Source organism: Neobacillus niacini, assembly GCF_031456445.1.
In the GTDB taxonomy this organism is placed as follows: domain Bacteria; phylum Bacillota; class Bacilli; order Bacillales; family Cytobacillaceae; genus Neobacillus; species Neobacillus niacini_I.
Window position 1 is genome coordinate 150822 of sequence record NZ_JAVDUQ010000004.1, and the last position, 20465, is coordinate 171286.

The 20465-nt window shown below is 42.0% G+C and carries 18 protein-coding genes; 7 read left to right on the plus strand and 11 right to left on the minus strand.

Annotated elements, in window-relative coordinates; genetic code table 11:
- Window positions 1-17: 17 nt before the first annotated feature.
- The 9 genes from iolG to J2Y67_RS06605 form a co-directional block, all read right to left on the minus strand.
- Window positions 18-1055, minus strand: a complete 1038-nt coding sequence (iolG, locus tag J2Y67_RS06565; protein WP_310171988.1) for a bifunctional inositol 2-dehydrogenase/D-chiro-inositol 1-dehydrogenase — start codon at window positions 1053-1055, stop codon at window positions 18-20.
- A 60-nt stretch (window positions 1056-1115) separates the two neighbouring features.
- Entirely contained in the window at window positions 1116-2549 is a 1434-nt protein-coding gene (locus J2Y67_RS06570; RefSeq protein ID WP_310171990.1) for a sugar porter family MFS transporter, read from the minus strand.
- A gap of 19 nt (window positions 2550-2568) precedes the next feature.
- Window positions 2569-3462: a myo-inosose-2 dehydratase gene (gene iolE, locus J2Y67_RS06575; RefSeq protein ID WP_310171992.1), complete on the minus strand. Its 894-nt coding sequence runs from the start codon at window positions 3460-3462 to the stop codon at window positions 2569-2571.
- 15 nt (window positions 3463-3477) lie between these two features.
- The gene (iolD, locus tag J2Y67_RS06580; RefSeq protein ID WP_310171994.1) at window positions 3478-5388 is read right to left on the minus strand and encodes a 3D-(3,5/4)-trihydroxycyclohexane-1,2-dione acylhydrolase (decyclizing); all 1911 of its coding nucleotides are present in this window, start codon (window positions 5386-5388) and stop codon (window positions 3478-3480) included.
- Between the two features lie 3 nt (window positions 5389-5391).
- On the minus strand, window positions 5392-6387 hold the full coding sequence (gene iolC, locus J2Y67_RS06585) for a 5-dehydro-2-deoxygluconokinase (protein ID WP_310171995.1): 996 nt from the start codon (window positions 6385-6387) through the stop codon (window positions 5392-5394).
- Window positions 6388-6403: 16 nt separating this feature from the next.
- A complete protein-coding gene (iolB, locus tag J2Y67_RS06590; RefSeq protein WP_310171997.1) occupies window positions 6404-7219 on the minus strand; it encodes a 5-deoxy-glucuronate isomerase in 816 nt (271 codons plus the stop codon).
- 118 nt (window positions 7220-7337) lie between these two features.
- Window positions 7338-8813, minus strand: a complete 1476-nt coding sequence (locus tag J2Y67_RS06595) for a CoA-acylating methylmalonate-semialdehyde dehydrogenase (RefSeq protein WP_310171999.1) — start codon at window positions 8811-8813, stop codon at window positions 7338-7340.
- 560 nt (window positions 8814-9373) lie between these two features.
- Window positions 9374-11008, minus strand: coding sequence for a M20/M25/M40 family metallo-hydrolase (locus tag J2Y67_RS06600; protein ID WP_310172001.1), 1635 nt, complete (start codon window positions 11006-11008; stop codon window positions 9374-9376).
- Window positions 11009-11079: 71 nt separating this feature from the next.
- A complete protein-coding gene (locus J2Y67_RS06605) occupies window positions 11080-11841 on the minus strand; it encodes a dimethylarginine dimethylaminohydrolase family protein (protein ID WP_310172003.1) in 762 nt (253 codons plus the stop codon).
- 184 nt (window positions 11842-12025) lie between these two features.
- On the opposite strand from J2Y67_RS06605, the gene J2Y67_RS06610 reads away from it, so the two are divergent.
- From J2Y67_RS06610 to J2Y67_RS06635, 6 genes are all read left to right on the plus strand, one after another.
- Window positions 12026-12760 carry an IclR family transcriptional regulator gene (locus J2Y67_RS06610; protein ID WP_310172004.1) on the plus strand — a complete coding sequence of 245 codons (735 nt, stop codon included), beginning with the start codon at window positions 12026-12028 and terminating at the stop codon, window positions 12758-12760.
- A 494-nt stretch (window positions 12761-13254) separates the two neighbouring features.
- Window positions 13255-13524, plus strand: coding sequence for a CD3324 family protein (locus J2Y67_RS06615; RefSeq protein WP_310172007.1), 270 nt, complete (start codon window positions 13255-13257; stop codon window positions 13522-13524).
- Between the two features lie 144 nt (window positions 13525-13668).
- Window positions 13669-14319: a FusB/FusC family EF-G-binding protein gene (locus J2Y67_RS06620; RefSeq protein ID WP_310172009.1), complete on the plus strand. Its 651-nt coding sequence runs from the start codon at window positions 13669-13671 to the stop codon at window positions 14317-14319.
- A gap of 195 nt (window positions 14320-14514) precedes the next feature.
- Window positions 14515-15018 (plus strand): Lrp/AsnC family transcriptional regulator, encoded by a 504-nt coding sequence (locus tag J2Y67_RS06625; protein WP_310172011.1) that lies wholly within the window; start codon window positions 14515-14517, stop codon window positions 15016-15018.
- Entirely contained in the window at window positions 15015-16208 is a 1194-nt protein-coding gene (locus J2Y67_RS06630; RefSeq protein WP_310172013.1) for an aminotransferase, read from the plus strand. The genes J2Y67_RS06625 and J2Y67_RS06630 overlap by 4 nt, the downstream gene beginning before the upstream one ends.
- 110 nt (window positions 16209-16318) lie before the next feature.
- Window positions 16319-17800 carry a GGDEF domain-containing protein gene (locus J2Y67_RS06635; RefSeq protein ID WP_310172015.1) on the plus strand — a complete coding sequence of 494 codons (1482 nt, stop codon included), beginning with the start codon at window positions 16319-16321 and terminating at the stop codon, window positions 17798-17800.
- A 98-nt stretch (window positions 17801-17898) separates the two neighbouring features.
- Here the strand turns inward: J2Y67_RS06635 and J2Y67_RS06640 are convergent, their stop codons facing one another.
- Entirely contained in the window at window positions 17899-18816 is a 918-nt protein-coding gene (locus J2Y67_RS06640) for a phosphatidylinositol-specific phospholipase C/glycerophosphodiester phosphodiesterase family protein (protein ID WP_310172017.1), read from the minus strand.
- A 311-nt stretch (window positions 18817-19127) separates the two neighbouring features.
- Here J2Y67_RS06640 and gpmA point away from each other — a divergent pair, with 311 nt between their 5' ends.
- Window positions 19128-19898 (plus strand): 2,3-diphosphoglycerate-dependent phosphoglycerate mutase, encoded by a 771-nt coding sequence (gene gpmA / locus J2Y67_RS06645; RefSeq protein WP_310172019.1) that lies wholly within the window; start codon window positions 19128-19130, stop codon window positions 19896-19898.
- 64 nt (window positions 19899-19962) lie between these two features.
- Here gpmA and J2Y67_RS06650 read toward each other — a convergent pair whose 3' ends face one another.
- Window positions 19963-20439, minus strand: coding sequence for an acyl-CoA thioesterase (locus J2Y67_RS06650; RefSeq protein WP_396954051.1), 477 nt, complete (start codon window positions 20437-20439; stop codon window positions 19963-19965).
- Window positions 20440-20465 lie beyond the last annotated feature (26 nt).

Here is a 20465-nt window from a genome sequence, read left to right on the forward strand (position 1 = left end):
CTTTTCCATCTCTAAAGTCAAACAGTTGTGCCAATAGCATTTTCACTATAAAATGCTGGTCTTTCTTGAAGTGTAATCGATTCCTTTTCCCCTGTCTGTTGTGCCTTCACACATACATCTGCAGTGACAGCTGCAATATAGCCATCCCATGCAGTCGGCCCATTAGGCTCTCCCGTTTTCTTAATAGAATCCATAAAGTCTTGCAATTCTACGTCATAAGCATCAATAAAGCGATCTTTCCAATCCATTAATAGATTCGTCCCTAATCTTGCGTCTTTACGGTAGCCGATACTTAACGGTTCAGGCAAGGTCACAACTCCGTCTTCGCCAATTACTTCACACTGAATATCATATCCAAATCTGCAGTTTACAAATACCTCTACATTGATGACGATACCGCCCTGTGTCTCAATCGTAAACAATTGCGGATCTTGCAGATGAGCTAAGGCATATTTGGTTTTCCTTGGATACACGACTTGGACAGATTTATAATCATCATTTACTAACCAGTGAAGGCAATCAATTTCATGAATCAAAGTATCAACAACAGCCATTTCCGTTGTATATTTTTCATCAACAGTTGGATTACGGTGAGCAGCTTTAATCATTAAAGGTGCGCCAATAAAACCATTATCGATTGCTTCTTTCATTTGTACATAGCCGCGGTCATAACGGCGCATAAATCCAACCTGGACAAGACGCTTGCCATGCTTGATTTCAGCTTGAACGATACGCATGCAACCTTCGGCAGTCGTTGCAAGAGGTTTTTCACAGAAAACATATTTTCCTGCTTCAATTGCTGCCAATACCGTTTGCTCATGTGCGGGACCCCAGCTAGTAACAAGTACTGCATCAACATTTTCAGCCTTTACTAGTGTTTTATCATCAGGATAGACAACGGCATCCAAGCCGAATTGTTCGACGGTTTGTTTGGCAGATTCTTGATTCACATCGGTGACAGCGACAATTTTTCCGCCTGATAATGTGTTGGTAATTCTTTTAATATGTTCACGGCCAATGGCTCCAGTTCCTACAACACCAAATCTCAAAGTCATGATTAAGTTCCTCCCGGTTATTATAATAATAGTCTTAAAGAGTAATCGCTTACGATAAAATTACTGAGCTACTTTGCTCGAAACATCTGTAACCCCTTTTTGATCAAAGGTACGGAAATGATGTTCCAATTCTTCAAGGGAACGGCCCTTTGTTTCTGGTAAATATTTTTTTACGAAGGCAATGGCCCCAATTCCAAGTACCACGAAGACGAAGAAAGTGGTTGATAGACCAATCCCGGCGAGTAGTACTGGAAATAATAATCCAATTAAGAAGTTCGTGATCCATAAGCAAAATACCGTTGCTCCCATTCCAATTCCACGCAATCGAAGCGGGAATATTTCCGAGAGCATCAACCAGGTTACGGGTGAAATCGCTCCTTGTTGGAATGCAAGGAATGTTACGGTTAGCGAAAGTACCACATATGGAAGTGCAGGAGATCCCTTTAACACAAGCGAGAATATCCCAATTAAGAGCAATGCTGCGGTCGTTCCGATTTGTCCAGTCAATAACATCGGGCGGCGGCCAACCTTGCCTAGCAGCCAGATTCCAACAAACGTGGCTAGAACGGAGACGGCACCGTTTGCAATATTACCAATCAGCGCTGCCTCTGTTCCGAATCCTGAGTCTTTTAGGATTTCCGTTCCATAATACATAATGGAGTTAACACCGGTTATTTGCTGAACCACGGCAATTCCAACTCCTAGAAAAACAATCCGGCGAATCCACGGCGTATTTAGATCCTTAAAGGTTGCTTGTTTTACTTCTTTTTCCTCAGAAAGAGCTGCTTTAATTTCTTTCAGCTCGGATTGAGCACGATTTTCTTCACGGATTTGCTGCAGTACTCTTAATGCATCGCCAATTTTCCCTTTAGATGCCAGCCAGCGCGGGCTTTCCGGTACAATTAGCATCCCAAACCATAAGACAACTGCCGGTAGCGTCGCAATCACAAGCATGAACCGCCAAACATTGCCGCTTTCCCCAAGTGTGGTCCCGATAATGGCGTTGAAAGTAAAGGCCAAAAATTGTCCAGTAACAATCATCAACTCATTTTGGGTGACCATTCGGCCCCGTCGTTCCATCGGAGCCATTTCCGCTAAATAGGTTGGTACTGTTACCGAAGCACCCCCAACTGCTAAACCAAGTAAGAAACGAAAGACAATCATAATAGATGCGTTTGGCGCAAGCGTACAGCCAAGCGTAGCAATAAAGAACAGAACTGCAAGAGTAAGAATATTTTTACGACGGCCATTTTTGTCTGATAATCTGCCTCCAAACATCGCCCCAAGTGCGGCTCCGAAAAGGAGTGAACTCGCAACAAGCCCTTCCGTTGCCGGAGTCAGGTTTAACTGATCCGATTTAGACATGTATGGCAAGGCGCCGTTGATCACTCCCGTGTCATAACCAAAAAGCAAACCCCCGAAGGTCGAGACTAAAGTAATTGTCTTTAAAAATGACTTCTGATTTCGAGGTTTCACCGTTCCCTGTTTTGTCATATCGTTGCCCTCCTCTTGATTAAGCGTGCACTAATAGTTTTTCATCAATATACTGACGAGCAATGAGAGCATATTCTAGGGGGTGTGCAATGGATGGGTCTTGTTCCGCTTCTATCACAATCCATCCTTGGTATTCATTGTTGATTAGCGTCTCGTAAACGTTTGTAAAATCGATGCAGCCATCACCAGGTACAGTAAACATGCCGCTTAAGAAGGATTGTAAAAATGATTTGCCTTCCTGCTTACATTTTTCCAAAACTTCTTTTCTAACATCTTTAAAGTGAACATGCTTAATCCGGTCTAGATGTTTATTTAATAGTGTTAGATAATCTCCATCAGAGACGAAGATGTGGCCTGTGTCATAAAGTAAATGAACATGGTTGGGATCCGTATTTTCCATGAGCCGATCAATTTCTTCTAGGGTTTGAACACCGGTTCCCATATGATGATGGAAGACGAGTTTTAAATCATATTGTTGTGCTATTTTTCCAAGTTCATTTAGTCCTGCACACAATGTGTTCCATTCATCATCGGTAAAGTAAGGCTTTTCCTTGAAAACATTCTTTCCTGTCCCCTGGATACTATAAGTTTGCTCTGATACAACCGCAACGCTGGCATGAACTTCTTTTAAATACTGACAATGCTTATGAAAGGCTTTAGCTGCTTCTTCTATACCATCCCGAACAATGAAACTACTAAACCATTGTCCTGCAATTTTTAAGTTTCTTAACTTCAGCTCTTTATTCAATACTTCAGCTTCCGGAAAAAATCCGCCGACTTCTGTTCCTTGAAAGCCTGCTACAACAATATCACTTAACAAATGAGATAAGGTGTTCCCTGCTCCAATTTCCGGAATATCATCATTCCGCCAGCCAATTGGTGCGATTCCCCATAGAATAGTTTGTTCCCCCATAAGATCCTTCTCCTCTTAATATTGTTTTGCTGTTTCTAGTTTCTGTTTTCGGGATTCATACGCTTGCTGAATACTTTCCTTATTAGAAACTTCAGCAACGCCCACATTCCACCAGCTGTCATAACCATCTGTCATCGTCTTTGGCAGCACTTTCATTTCTATTAAAGTAGAAACCTCTTGTTTCTTCGCATCCTCTAAGGCTGCTTTCAATTCTTCTACTGTATTGGCACGGTATACTTTAGCCCCATATCCCTCTGCTACTTTCGCATAATCAATATTGAGGACTTTATTGTCATGGGTTCTAAATTCACAATAGTAGCTGCCGCCGCCATGATCCATTTGTAGATTATTGATACAGCCCCATCCTGAATTATCAAATAGAAGAACATTAATTTTTTGATTATATTGGATGGCTGTAATGAGCTCAGAGTGCATCATTAAAAAGCTGCCATCGCCTACAAGGGAATAAACTTCTTGATTTGGTGCTGCTAATTTAATCCCTAATGCACCTGATACTTCATAGCCCATACAAGAGTAACCGTATTCTAGATGATAGGTTTCCGGCACAGTTGGATTCCACACCCGCTGCAAGTCACCAGGAAGGGATCCGGCTGAACTAATCACAATGCTGTCTGGATTTACAATGTCATTGATCGTGATTAGTGCTGTTGTTTGAACAAATTCCGTTTTTAACGTATCGGCATATTCATTTAGTACTTCCTGTGAGAAGTGGTTCTTGACTTCAGGAATAAAATTCTCACGGCTGAAAGTGACTTTACTTAAACGGTCACGTTCCGCTAACCATTCCGTTTTTAATTCTTCAATCATTGGACCGAATTCGCTTTCGTATCCATCTAACAATGGTGCCAATTGTTCTAATGTTGTTCTTGCATCAGCTACTACCTGGAAAGCATCTAATTTATAAGCCTGCAAGCGGCTGACATTAATATTTAAGAATTTAGCATTGTCAAAATCGAAGGCGGTTTTTGAAGAAGTCGCAAAGTCCGTATATCTTGTACCGATTCCGATAATAAGATCTGCCTGGCGAGCTGCCTTGTTGGCTGCTAATGTTCCGGTAATCCCCATACCGCCTAAATTATTTTTAAAGGTAAATTCTACGGTTGATTTACCGGCTTGGGTTTCGACTAAAGGAATATTGTGCTTTTCGGAAATCTTCATTAATATATTGCGTGCACCTGAATATCTTGCACCGCCCCCGACTAAAATCAACGGCTTTTTGCTTGCTTTAATCAGTTCCGCTGCTCCCTTTAATTCACGGTCTACAGGAGATTTACGGTCAAGGTAGTGTACACGTTTTTCGAAAAATTTCTCGTCATAATCAAACGCTTCACCTTCTACATCCTGTGAAATACAGATCGTCGCAGGGCCTGCTTTACCCGGGTCTGTCATCACTTCAAATGCACGGAGCAGACTGGACATCAATTGTTCAGGACGGGTAATGCGGTCCCAATATCTTGAAACTGGTTTAAGGGCATCATTGGTGGTCACAGCTGCACTGTATTCTTGTTCAAATTGCTGCAGGACCGGATCCGGCTGTCTCGTTGCGAACGTGTCCCCTGGGATTAACAACATCGGAATATTATTTGCAAGAGCAGTTGCTGCTGCTGTTACAAGGTTCGCGGAACCAGGACCTACGGAGGTGGTTACAGCATATATTTTTCGGCGGAGCATTTGTTTACCGTAAGCCATCGCAGCAAGGGCCATCCCTTGTTCATTTTTTCCTTGGATGACTTTTAAATGACCGGCGTCCTGTTCAAGTGCCTGCCCGATTCCTAGGACATTCCCATGGCCGAAGACAGCGAAAACCCCTTCAACAAACAGATATTCTTGACCGTCTACATGGATATACTGTTGGTTTAAAAATTTGATTAAAGCTTGAGCGGTTGTTAATCTAATTTTTCCCACGGTTTATTTCACCTCAATCTTTTCCGTTCTTTCGGCAATTAATTGTTCAATCTCTAATACAATTGGCATTGCTTCGGACGAACTGTGTTTGCTGACAACAATTGCAGCCGATGCACTTCCATATTTTAAGGCCGTTTCAATTTCCTTGCCTGTTAGTAAGGCATAAAGGAAAGCAGAGGCATAGGAATCACCAGCGCCAAATGTTTTTAACACTTTGGTCAGATAAGCATGACCTTTAAAGGTTTCCCCTGATTTAGTGTAGGCGTAAGATCCTTCGACACCATGCTTGATAACGATTAGTTCCGGAGAATGCCGGAATAAGTAGTTGATCGTTTCTTCGTTGTTGCCTTCTAGCTTGTTTTCAAGCACATCGTATTCATCACGAGTGCCGATCACGACATCGGATTGCTCGGCGACTAATTGATAATAGACAGATGTCTCTTCAACGGATTCCCATGAATATGGACGGTAATCTAATTCAAAAACAACCTTCACATCGTTCTTTTTGGCAAGACCTACTGCTTTTAATACCGCTTCACGTGACGGGCTTTTCGATAGCGCAGTCCCGGAAACAAGCAGGATTTTTGCCTTTTTTATGTAATCTTCGTTGACTTCGGATGGGGCCAAATAAAGGTCGGCCACATTCTCACGGTACATTAAAATGCTGCACTCTTCCGGACTTTTAATCTCGGTAAATGCTAAGCCTGTTTTATGACCTTCTTGGTCGACGACCATATTGGAAGTATCGATGCCAACACTGCGCATATAGCTTTCAATAAAACGGCCATGCTGATCATCAGCAAGTTTCCCAATGAAACCGGCTTTCAGGCCCAGTTTGGATGAACCAATCGCGACGTTAGCCGGGGAACCGCCTACATATTTGGAAAACGTCATCGTTTCTTCCATTGGCCGGTTGTATTCAACCGCATTTAAATCGATGCAGGCACGGCCGATGGCAATGAGGTCGTATTCTTTTTCTTCATTAAATAGATATTTCATTTTCGAAAACAGCTCCTTACCGGTTTAAGATCCATTCGTGATCAGGATCGTTGTAGAATTTCCAAATACGTTTTGGTCCTGCCATGACATTTAAATAGTAGGAAGTGTAACCATCCGGTACACCTACTGGATGATAACCAGCCGGTACAAGGACGACATCGCCGTGTTCGACCGTCATAGTTTCATCAAGGGAACGGTCATCCGTATAAACTCGTTGGAAGACGAAACCTTGCTGCGGATTCATTTCATGGTAGTAGGTTTCTTCTAAAAATGATTCGAGAGGCAAGTTGTCTTGGTCATGTTTATGCGGCGGATAGCTCGACCAGTTTCCTGCTTCAGTATAAACCTCTACAACTAGTAAACTATTAGCAGAGGGATCGGAATCAGGTAAAATATTGTGTACCAGACGATGATTGCTGAATTTGCCTCTATGTTCAATGCCGTTATCAGAAGCTTTGATCAGCTTGGTTGGTAATTGCTTTTCTGATGGGGAATAACAGAGAACCACTCTTGCTTGTGTCACCGCTTCTACTTCAAAACTTCGATCATTAGATACATAAACACTATCGGTTGGTTTTTTTTCAAAAACACTTTCACGCGTGCCAAGGTTTTCAAATGTTTGTTCGCCATCTGTCACATGTATTTTTCCTGTTAAAACGACAATGCAGCATTCTTTATTGCCTAATTCTTCTGAATATTCAGCGCCTGGAACAAGATCAACGACTTTAAATCCAACATATTCTAATGGAGAATTTTGTTCTGTTACATCGTGGACAATCGAGACTCCTGATGCGGTTTCATTTTTAGTTGGTTTGCGAAGTAATTTGCTCATTTGTATACCTCCAAAATAAGGGGGTCTGTCCCCCACCACATTAACACATTACCACGATGGGGGTCTGTCCCCCATTCCTTTAACGCATTACCGCAATGGGAGTCTGACCCTTTTTAGATTATTCGAATGTTGGTGCTTTATAGCGAGCAGTCACAACTTTTTTACGAGTAAAGAAGTCAACGCTGTCTTTTCCATTTGCATGTAATGTACCGAAGAAAGAGGATTTCCAGCCAGAGAATGGAAAGAACGCCATTGGTGCTGGTACACCTAAGTTCACTCCGAGCATACCTGCATCAATATTCTCACGGAAGTAGCGGATGGAAGAGGCATTGGTTGAGAAAATGCAAGCACCGTTCGCGAATTCAGATTGGTTCGCAATTTCTACTGCTTCTTTTAAGTGTTTCACTTTTACGACCGATAATACTGGAGCAAAAATCTCATCTTTCCAGATGGTCATGTCTGTTGTTACCTCTTCAAAAATGGTTGGTCCAACGAAGTAGCCTTCTTCTAGAACACGTTCACGTCCATCGAGTGCTAGTTTTGCTCCTTCTTCGACACCTTTTGCAATATAACCAATGGTACGTTTTTGGTTTTCTTCACGGATCACTGGTCCTAAGAAGATACCATCATCTAAACCGTTACCCATTGTAATTTCTTTTGATTTTTCAACTAGCTTAGCTAAGAATGCATCATAGACGCCTTCTTCAACAGTTACAACAGAAGTTGCCATGCAGCGCTCGCCGGCAGAACCGAATGCTGAGCCGATAATATTCGTTACCGCATCATTAAGATCAGCATCATTTAGGACCGTAACATGGTTTTTCGCACCGGCTAAAACTTGAACACGTTTTAAGTTTTCGCTTGCACGCTTGTACACATATTCACCAACTGGCTTTGAACCAACAAAGGAAATCGCTTTTACTTCTTTATGGTCTAAGATGCCGTTTACCACATCATGGGCACCGTATACGACGTTGAATACACCTTTTGGAAGTCCTGCTTTTTCAAATAACTCGACAAATTTTTCTACTAAAAGCGGTGTTTTTTCAGATGGTTTTAAAATAAAAGAGTTACCCACTGCAATCGCCATTGGGAACATCCAGCATGGAACCATCATTGGGAAGTTGAATGGTGCAATCCCGCCAACAACACCGATTGGATAACGATAGTTGGTTGCTTCAATATCTGTTGCAATGTTTGTGAGGGAATCACCCATCATAAGCGTTGGAGCGCCGGCAGCAAATTCTACATTCTCAATCCCGCGAAGAACTTCTCCTCTTGCTTCTGTCAGGGCTTTACCATTTTCGATGGTGATTAAACGCGCTAATTCTTCTGCATTTTCTTGTAATAATTGATGGAAGTTGAATAAAACTCTTGCACGTTTTTGAACCGGAACGTCCTTCCATTTTTCAAATGCCTTTTTCGCAGCTTCTACAGCTAGTTCGACATCTTCCTTTGTAGAATGTGGTACTTGAGCCATTACTTCTTTTGTTGCCGGATTATAGACATCTTCATATTTGACTGTGTTGCTTTCAACCCATTCTCCATTTATGTAGTTCTTAATGGTTCTTACTTGTGTCGCTACTTCTGCCATGATTTCTTCCTCCTTAAAAAGTCCATTTAGTATCTATTAGGTAATGATTTAAACAATTTGGTAATCTCTTAATAACTTACCAACACAATCAAAGATGGTGACTCTTTTGTCTACTTGTTGTAATGTTTTGGTTAAGTGTTGGTTATATTTGATTCAATAATAATCCTAAAAGCGTTTTCAGTCAATAATAATATTTCATTATTTTTAATTATTTAAATTTGTCAGATTGTTTACTTTGATACAATAAAGTTACTACTCTATGTCAACTTACGTGATAAACCTAAATTTTACGGGTCTTGGAAAGGAAGGTTTTTCGGATTTAAGTAAATATTTATCAGGAAAAGCCTCTTTGAATGATTACGTTCATCGCATAAGCCAAAATGGCTCTTCATTTCATATTCATTATTGGGGAGTCATGCCAAACTACAAGAGGCCTATCATTGGAACAAATAGAGGATATTTTTAAATCGGCAAACTAATTTTCTATAAGAAAAAAAAAGAGGGTGTCCCAAAAGTATCATCAACTTTTAGGGGTACCCTCTTTTTTTAATTTGGCGATGTTATTTACATGGTACCTTTCCCTTAGTGCTGTTCTTGGAAATCGCTTTTATTAACTCCTTCACAAGCACGGGAACTTCTTCAAACGCACTCTTCATATGAAGGCGTTCAGTTCGTTTATGGGCGTCTTTTCCGAAGGGTCCTACGTTCAGTACGGGTGCTTGGAGCTGTTTCATTTCCTCGAATGGGATGCTGTAGCTGTCTCCCCAAACAGGTGTATTCGCTACAAAGGAATTCCAACCCTCGTTAGCATCGTTGTAATTCACATAGCTTAGGTCGCAAATGCCATTGAAATAATGGATTTGTCCCACTGGCAATCCAAACTTCTCCATCCCCTGCTCTTTTATATGCTTCACACATTCACGGATAAATTCACTATCAGACGAATTGACGGCTGGATAATACGGTGGTGCATAGAGCAAAATCATCGCCGGTGCCAGCTCTTGGCACTCAATCATTAATGTATCCGCAATTTGGAAGGACTTATCGCGGTCATCCCATTCATTGTTCTCAAGAACCTTGGCTTTCACCAAATCCACGAAATCTTGACCAAGTTTCCTAACAGCATGCTCCAATAATTGTTCATAGCGGAGCACACGAACTTCCCCTACCGGCTTCACACCTTGGGCTGTACAGATTTTTTGATAAGCCGTGTTACAAGCCTTCGCTGCATCTCCGGCAATCTCTTCAAAAATACCCATGATTTCCGCTGCATTTCGCTTCATTAAAAACACATTATACAAGGCGGACGCACGGAATGGCGTCTGTGCCGAGTACTCCATCTTCAAATCCTTTTGCTGCAGGGTGACCGGAAGCGGGGTTTTCTCGCCCATAACCGTTTCCTGGAGCTTGATGTTCCACTCCATCTCCTGCGTCATAAACGAAGCAATATAATTCGCAGTAATCCCGCTAAGTGGTTCGCCGACATGGGTTTCACGGCCGTAAAAAAGGACAGACGGCATAATTTTTCCGATTGAGCCTGAGTAGACATAAAAATTGCGGTCCCCTGGCTGCTGCGTAAATACCGGCTCTCCATTTAAAAATAACTTATAAGTGAGTCCATGTTCTTCACGCATTCCTACTAATTTCACGACGGCAGCCCGCATTCCCGCCGAATTGACTTCTTCATCCGGGACGGTCACTAAAACAAGGTTAATCGGCCATTTTTCGGCGGAAGCCTTTTCAATTAATCCCATATGCATGACGAGACCCATTTTCATATCCATCGTACCGCGACCAAACAAATACTCACCGGAAAGAAGATCCTCCCGTGCATCCTCTGGTAGGCTTTCGATTCGGCTGTGTAGCAATTGGGTCAATTCCTCAGGTTTAAAGGCGAATTCCTCAATATCCCCGTATTCCTCTGTAAAAACCGTATCAAAATGGCTAATGAGAACAATGGTGTCCTTCGCTTCAGGATGTTTGTATAGAGCGGTGACGAATCTTCTTTCCAGATCCGCATCATGAAGACCTAAGTAGTCAGGGTTTTCTTGAAAATAAGGCAAACTCTGCAGTTTCGCTGCTAGCTTCTCAGGGAATTCCCGTTCTCCTAGCGTCAGCGTCCGGCTTTCCCAGCCCACGACCTCACATAACAAACGGCGTAGCCCTTCTTTTGTTGCCCATTGATATTCTGTCATGCCTTTCATCTCCCTATTTTAGTGAAGCTATTGCAGCACATTTAACATAAACGTACTGCAACAAAAAATTTTTAGAAGCGCAATGACAAGCAGCTTAATCCGCCGTCTAATTTACGGAACTCGGTTGTATCGACCTCGATGGTTTTGAAGCCTGCGTTTTCAATGTTTTTCTTTGTTTGCGGGAAGCCGGCTGGAACGATGACATAATCATTGACGCGAATGCAGTTGGCTGAGTACTCTTCTTCCGGCGGAACGATGATTTTTTTATAGGAATTGAAATCAGCATGGTCGACGAATTCACCGGCAACAGCAACGGTTCCTTCTCCTAAATAAGTGATTCCGGTTTTTAAGTGGAAAAACTTTTCGAGTTCCACAATCGTAGCCTTGTAGTTTTCGGATTCAAGGATTTGTTTTAATTGCTTGGCGCCTTCGTGGTTGGTTCTTGTTGAAACGCCAATGTAAAAATGATCCTCGATCTGTAAAATATCTCCGCCCTCAAGAGTTCCAGGCGCTTCAATATGATAGATTTTGTCATAAAACTTCTTTAATTCCGGCTCCATTTCGATGATTTCACCGTTTCGGGTTGCCGCCCCCGGGTTGGTGACCACGGCGAAGCCAGGGGTAATAACAGCGGTGTCCTCAACAAAGGTGGAATCAGGGTAGTTTTCGTTTGCCAAAAGCTCGGTTACCTCCACACCGCATTGTTTAAGGGCTTCTATGTAAGATATATGTTGTTCAAGTGCCTTTTCTAAAACCGGTGCTCCAAGATCTGAAGTGGTTAATCCATTTACATATGTTTTCCCAGGGGTTTTAACGATAACATTTTTAAACATGTGAGCAACCTCCATTTTTTCATATAGTGGAATTTTATTTCGTCAAATGAAATTTATAATTTGATAGTAATGCAGTTTAATAATCGTGTCAATGTTTTTAATTTTTAAAAATTAAGGTATAGTAAGAATAATGTTCCATAATGCGGAATTTTAAATCATTATTTAGAAAAATGGAGTGGGGAAAATGCAAACGATCGATCGAGCGATGGAAATTATCGGGATTATTTCCGGCAGTGAAGCGGCAAAGTGGCTGTCGATTACGGAAATATCGAAGGAGTGTGACCTGCCTGTTAGTACGATCCACCGCCTATTGCAATCCATGAAAAAATATGGGTTGATTCAGCAGGATCCAAACTCGAAGCATTATACGCTGGGGAATAAATGGCTGGAATATGGTTTGCAGTTATATGACAGCTTTGATTTTGTCGGTCAGATTCGCCCTGAAATGGAACGGTTAATGAACGAGGTCGGAGAAAGCATTTATTACAATAAGCCATTTGGGCTGGAGTCGCTTGTCGTTGAAAGAATTGATTGTCCGACCAACCCGATTCGGATTTACGACCAGCTTGGCAATCGGATTCCAATGCATATTGGTGCGGCAAACAAGGCGATGCTCGCGTTCATGCCCCATGACGAGGCGCTGAGAATTGTTGGATCACTGGTTGCCGTGGCGGAACAGGAAGTGTTTTTAGAAAAATTGCAGGCGGTGAAATTGCAGGGGTATGGCATCAGTCATGGGGAGAAAACAAAAGGGACTTCAGCGGTTGCGGCCCCCATTTTTAACCAGATGAATGAGCTGATCGGCGCCATCAGCATTGGGTATGTCAATTTCCAAGTTTCGGAGGATCGAGAAAAGCTATTAATTGACAAAATAGTGGAATATGGAAGAAGGATTTCAGCGAAATTGGGGTGGAGGTAAATAATATCCGAAAACAAGAGAAAAGGAGACTAGTAAGCATTCACTGAGGTGCCTGCCACTCATGGGTGACAGGCACTTTTTGTTTTGATCCACAAGGGCTGTCAGTTTTGCGATTCGCTGATTGAAGAGGAGTTTTCGCTGATTGGCCTCTTCATTTCGCCAATTGGAGACCGTTTTTCGCCGATAAAACCATCAAAACCGCTGATAGCCACGAAGCGTCCACACCAAGCGTACAAAATCACAAAGGACCTGTGAAACATCAAGCCTCTTCCGCCATGTGGGAAATTTTGATATAATAACAACAGATTGAGGGAGGTGCATACAGATGGAGAATCACTTACGATTGTCTGGTACTTCTGCCACTCATGCAAAGCCTAGTATTGGAAAGGCGATACTTTGCATGGGGCGAATCATTTAATTTCATCGCCATAGCTTTTCTAATATTTCGGCTTTGCACCTTATTTTTTCAAAACCAAAATAAGGGGCTGGCAAAAGTGAAATATATCAATGCTAACAATGTTTTACCTGAAAAGCTGATCATGGAAATCCAAAAATATGTCCAGGGGGAAACCCTTTACATTCCCAAGCCGGAAAAGGAATATCGGAAATGGGGAACTTCAAGTGGTGGAAGACGGCTGCTTGACCGCCGCAATGCTGCGATTAAAAGTTCTTTTATTAGCGGCAGCAGCATCCAGCAATTAGCCGAGGAACATTACCTCTCCACGGAAACAATCAAAAAAATTGTCTATTCGAAAAAGAAATAAGCTAACAGCACTGGTGAAAATCCTTCATCAGTGCTTTTTTATGTCAAAAACATTTCTAAGTCATTTTCTCCATTTTAAACACTTACTGGATTTATTAAAATAAAGGGCATAGAGACACTGGTAAAATGTTAGGAGATAAACAAGATGACCGAAAAATTTATTAAAAACGAACAATTTAATTTTATAAAAAATCAGATCGCATTGATTAAGGACAGCAGAAAAAAGAATGTGGCTCCAACCGTTTTGGCCGCTGTAATTGACCTGGCCAATGCCAAAATTTTGGACCTTTTTCCTCATGCAACACTAGAGCAACAGGAACTGCTGGATCTTTCCAAACTAAAAACGGATGCCGAGTATGATCAATACACCCAGTATCTTTCCGCTTCCGTGGCACCTTTTCCCAAAATTACTGAGCAGCAATTAAAAAAAATGTTTCCAAAAATTAAAAAATTAAAGCTGCCTGATTTATCAAAAGTGGATCACGACCAGCTGACCTATTTGAGCTGGAACGATCTTAGTTCCAATAAAAAATTGATTGTCTATGAGCTTGACGGAAAAATCACCGGTATCGAATGCAAATTTACTCCGACCAGTAAAGATAATCTTTGTTCCTTCTGTAATCGGTTTGGCCAGGTTGCATATATTTCCACCATAACCAAAGCAAAAAAATCCAAAAACCCGGACTATTATAAAGCCATCGGCAATTATATTTGCACCGATAGTTCCGAATGCAATAAAAAAATAACCAATGTCGACTATTTAACAGCTTTTCTGAAAGAATCGTTAGGAATGTGAAAAAATCACAATGGCCCTATTACCATTGTGATTTTTTCACGTTTTTCTTTTTCCATTAATTTTAATAAAAAAATAATGCTAATTGAATTGAGCGATTTTTCAAAATCACCTATTATAGTAATATTATCGACTATTTTCGATGATTATCGCCAATCTCCTATAAACTGGAGGTTGTATACTTTGAGGAGGCTCGTTATGAAACTGAGCAATGAGGAAATTGAAATTTTAAAAATACTTGAAGAGGACCATCAATTATCGGCGGCCACCATCGCATCCATGGTCATGAGCGACGAAGAAACCGTCAAAAACACCATCAAAAAATTAGAAGATCAAAAGGTCATTATGAGTTACCCGACATTGATCAACTGGAGTAAGGTTGAAGGCGAAGCTAATATTGTTGCCATGATTGAAGTAAAGGTTACTCCTAAGCGCGGCGTTGGTTTCGATGAAGTAGCGGAAAGAATCGCTCGTTTTCCGGAAGTATCCTCTCTATATCTGATGTCCGGTGCCTATGATCTATCCATTACGATTGAAGGAAAAACGATGAACCAAATTGCTAACTTTGTTTCGGAAAAATTATCAACGATTGAGCATGTTATCTCCACTACCACCCATTTCATGTTAAAAAAATATAAGCATGATGGGGTTATTTTTGAAGGTGGCGACGAGAAGGATCGCAGGATGGTGGTTACACCATGAAAAACGAGTATTCCTCTTATTTTTCGCAAACAGCAAAAGAAATCCAGCCATCGGGGATTCGCAAATTTTTCGATTTGGCCGCCAGTATGGAAGGCGTCATTTCGTTAGGTGTCGGGGAACCAGATTTCGTAACACCTTGGAATATCCGTGAAGCAACGATTCTATCGCTCGAGCAGGGCTTCACCTCCTATACAGCCAATCCTGGATTGCTGGAATTAAGACAAGAAATTTCGAATTACCTAAGGAATCGTTTTGCAGTGCAGTATGACCCGAAAAATCAAGTAATTGTAACAGTCGGGGCAAGCCAGGCGATTGACCTTGCTTTCCGCGCGATTTTAAACCAAGGAGAAGAAGTCCTGATTGTCGAACCGGCTTTCGTCGCGTATGCCCCATTGGTTGCATTGGCCGGGGGAAAACCAGTTCCCGTTTCAACCTCACCAGAGAACGGATTTAAGGTAACACCGGAGCAAATCGAATCAGCCATCACGGAAAAAACAAAGGCGATTTTGCTGTGCTCGCCAAACAACCCGACAGGCAGTATGCTGACAAGGGAAGATTTAACGGCACTCGCGAAAATCATTGAAAAACATGACCTAATCGTCGTTTCCGACGAAATTTACGCGGAACTAAGCTACGACGAAACCTTTACAAGCTTTGCAGCCATCGAAGGGATGTATGAGCGGACGATTTTGATCAACGGTTTTTCCAAAGGCTTCGCGATGACCGGCTGGCGCTTGGGGTTCCTTGCAGCTCCGGTGGAATTTGTCGAGGTGATGCTGAAAATTTACCAATATACAACAATGTGTGCACCGCATATGCTGCAGATTGGAGCAATTGAAGCCCTTCGCAACACCTATCATGAAGTGGAAGAGATGCGAAATAGCTACCGCAGAAGACGAAACTTTATGGTGCAGGCCTTAAATGAAATCGGACTCGATTGCCATGTCCCAGGCGGAGCCTTTTACGTCTTTCCGTCCATTCGTTCTACGGGCCTCAGCTCAGAGCAATTTGCCGAAGAGCTGCTGATAGCGGAAAAGGTCGCTGTTGTACCCGGAAACGTCTTTGGCGAGAGCGGCGAAGGCTACGTCCGATGCTCCTACGCCACCTCCCTGGCGCAGCTCCAAGAAGCATTGAAACGCATGCAAAGATTCGTGGAATCACGGAAAATGGTCCTGCAGGGAAAATCCTAAATATGGTTTTGACAGAATTCGGGTGGTGCCTGGCACTACCCGAATTTTGTCGACAGCCACCTTATGACTATGCTAAACTACTTCCGATACAAAGCTAAAAGGATGATACGATGGGAAAGTCATTCACTATGCGTCTTCTAAATCGGACGGGAATACGCTCGAGTTCTGATCGGGAGTTTTTTATTTTCAATGATGATGTTTTATTTGAGCGTTTGAAGCTTGTTTCATATATGTTGATTTTCACCTATCCCACATTTTTCATTGTCGACTTCTTCTTATTAAAGGGGCTCTCTCATCCGGTCTATAAAACGATATTGGCTGCGGTCCATATCACGGGGCTTATTATTTCGCTTATTTTTATCATGATTTACCGTTATTTTCGGCAGAAGAGCAGGTCAAAAGGGTCTATTATCAAACTCTATGTCTTTCTTTATTTATTTATTGGGGCAGTTTCCTCTCTTAATAGCCAATTACTGACCGGAAATATTTATGCCTATCTCATTATCTTATTTGGGGTCGCTGTCTTTTTCCCGATTCAGCCGAAAATTCTACTAACGAATTTGATTGGGACTCATTTACTCTTTGTTATTGGGCTTTTCTTCCTTGAACAAGACCGAGTCTCCTTTTTAATCAAGCTCATTAATTCAACCGGGGCCGCTGTGATTTCATTTACGATTGGTCTAGCATTCTATTCCTTTCGTAAAAATGATTTTTCAAATAAAAGCAAGCTTAGCCGGAACGAGGAAAGTTTTCGCAGATTATTTAATCTAAGCCCCAATCCCTTAATTCTTATAAAAACGGATACCAATGAAATTTTGCTCATGAACCGCCAAGCGCTTGAATACTTTCAACTCCAAGGTAAAGGCACCGATGCGAGTTTCCTGTTTCGAAGTGCTCAAGAAAAGATCGACATTATAACAAGACTGAAGGAACTGGAAAGTGTGAAAAACCTTGTGGTGGAACATCAAATTTCCACTGATATCCGGAAATGGTCCATGCTTCATTTCGAGCTGGTTGATTATTTGGATGAAACCTGTATGTTAATGGGGGCAACGGATATTACCGATATCAAGAAAACAGAAGAAGAGCTAGAAAAGCAGGCTTCCTATGATATGCTTACCGGTGTCAGAAATCGAAGAAGCGGCATTGAGCAGCTCCGCAAACAAGTTTCCGGTGGTCCGGAATCCAAGGAATTTTTTCTTTGCTTTATGGATATTAATGATTTGAAAAAGGTGAATGATCGTCTCGGCCATGCGTTTGGGGATGAATTGATTAGGACCTGCTGTGAAGTCTTTAACCGGTATAATGATCATCACGATGTCCTCTTCCGTCATGGCGGAGATGAATTCATCATGATCTTTTTTAAAAAGAAAATGGAAGAGGTCGAGCGGATTTGGGACAATATTCAGCGGGATTTCCATGTCTTGAATGAATTAAAACAAAAGCCCTTTCACCTTTCTGTCAGTCATGGACTTTACCACTATGTGCCCGGGGCTCCCATTACGGTAGAGGAAATTCTTGAAACCGCGGATCAGGAAATGTATAAGGAAAAATCTCTTTATAAAAAACAAGAAGCCTCCATCAGAAGGTGACTGTCCAGCCTTTATGGAAAAAACCTGGTGAAATGTCCAGTTCGGTGACAGGAACTATGTGAATTCTTTACATAGTTCCTGTCACTCATCCCCCAAATTTATTTCAAATCATTTAGACTTAAATAGTCTGTATAGATTCCCGAAACACCTTGGTTTAATAGTGTTTTAGCTTCCACTTTATTATTGATGGTATGGACATACACCGAAATCCCTTGCCTCTTTAACCTCTCAATAAATGACTCTTGGGCTTGTCTCTGTGATAAAGTTACTACCTTTAGATCGCTTTTCCTCGTAAAAGCAAGGACATTTTCCTGGCTCATGCTTGATCTATATAAAGTTAAAATCAGATTTTCAAAAGGATAAATTTCCTTTATTTTCCGATAATCCTCCGGACTGTATACCTGGGGAATCACTCTCTGCAACAAAGATCTATCTACTTTTGAAAATTGAGCTGCAACCTCAGCAATAACCCTTGCATTATCCAATTTTGTATCGGTGACAAAATAAACATCCGGGTATTTTTCCATTAAAATGATGAGGTCATATACCGACAGCGGCTCCCACCCTTTGTGTATTTTTAAGCCTTTAAACTCTTGAAGTGACAGTTGATCCGCTTTCTTTTCCTGACCTAAAAACGGATACATATATGTATGCCAATCATGCCTGGCAACTAAATGACCGTCCGTCGTAAAAACTAAATCCACCTCAAAAACACGGATGCCCTTTGTATAGTTGTATTGAAAGGCTTTTAAACTATTGGTCACTCTTTTCCCTTCAACGCCTCCCATCCCGTGAGCAATTATTTTATTTTCCTTTACCCATTCATAGGGAGTGACTCTGACAGGTCTAAAGGGGGTGCCCTCCATTATACTTATAGGTAATTCCATCGGGAGCGGTCCTTCATTCTCGCCATGACCTTTCATGTTGAATACCGTAGAGCTTTCAGACCTTCCTGCAAATCCAATGAGTAAAAAAAATAAAACAATAGTTGTACATTTAACAGATAATCTATTCATTGGTTACCAACATCCTAAATGGCAAATCGTATTGCTCATCCGTATTTTCCCTTAATTCCCTTCTGATTATTCAATGATTCCTTTCACAAGGTGGCATCAAACGGCGGCACATTACTCGGTGATCGGCATGGCCACATCATTGAATTTGCAGCCTTGCAGGCATTCACTTCAGGTGGCTGCTTTTTTTAAAAAGGAACATTGGATGGTGGCGAAACAAGTATTGGGCTTAAATCTAGTAATCCTTCTCCGATCGATAATTCACTCCCGAATAACGCATAATAAATAAAAACTAATTTCAGGTGGTTAAAACAGTGAAAAAGATCGTTTTTATCCGGCATGGTCAAAGCTTATATAATCTTGAAAACCGCTTTACCGGATGGCTTGACGTCGACCTCACCGATGAGGGTTATAATGGAGCCCGGGAAGCCGGTGCGATTTTGAAAAAGCATGGCTTTACCTTCGATGTTGCCTATACCTCCGTTCTCAAACGAGCGATTCGGACTTGTTGGATTCTCCTTCATGAAATGGATTTAGTGTGGATTCCAGTCCAAAAGTCGTGGCGGTTGAATGAAAGACATTACGGCGGTCTGCAGGGGTTGAACAAGGATGAGGTAATTGCTCGATTTGGAGAAGAACAAGTAAATGAGTGGCGGCGCTCCGCCAGTGTCCGGCCGCCAGCCCTGTCCGAGGAGGGTTACGGGAAATACTTGTCAGATCCGAAATACGCAGGACTTGCGGCTGATGGGATTCCTTTTACCGAGAGTCTCCTCGATACTGAAAAACGCGCTTTGATCTATTGGAATGAAGAGATTGTTCCGGATTTGCAGCAGAACAAACGCGTAATTATCTCTGCACATGGAAATACACTCCGGGCATTGGTGAAATATCTCGACCAAATTCCCGACGAAGAAGTCACAAGTCTAAACATCCCCAACAGCATGCCGCTCGTCTACGAACTCGACGATGACTACCTAAAACCCGTCCGGCACTACTATCTGTGTAGCAAAGGCGAAGCATCGGCAGACAGTATCCCTCGGCACCTTAATTTGGATGATCCAAAAAACTGCGAGTGGATAGGGTGAATTAGTTCAATAAAAATCGGGTCGAGACAACTCCACCCGATTTTTGTCGAACAAACACAATCCCCTATCGGATTGCCGCCCGTAATTTCCGGTTTTCCTTACGAGCTAGGGCAGTTTCAAATAGTTGTTTTTCTTCTTCGCTTTCCGGGTATACACCCGGAACCGGTATGGGTTTCCCCTCTTGATTGACTGCTACCATAGTCAGGAAAGATTCGGTTGTTAAGTTCTTCTTGTTTGTGATAAGGTTATGCGCCGTTACCTTTACGTACACTTCCATTGAGCTTCTTCCGGTATACGTAACAAACGCCTCTAACGTCAATGCATCCCCTACCTTGGCAGAAGAAAGAAAATCAACCGAATCAATCGATGCCGTCACAACTGCACAATTCGAATGCTTCATTGCTGCGACTGCCGCGATCTCATCAATATAGGCAAGCACCTTCCCGCCAAAAATCGTATCCAAATGATTCGTATCCGGCGGAAAAACTAAACGAGTCTGAATCGTCCTTGAATTCTGTATCGGTAATTTTTCCAGAGTCACGAAAACCCCACCTCCTAATCATTCTT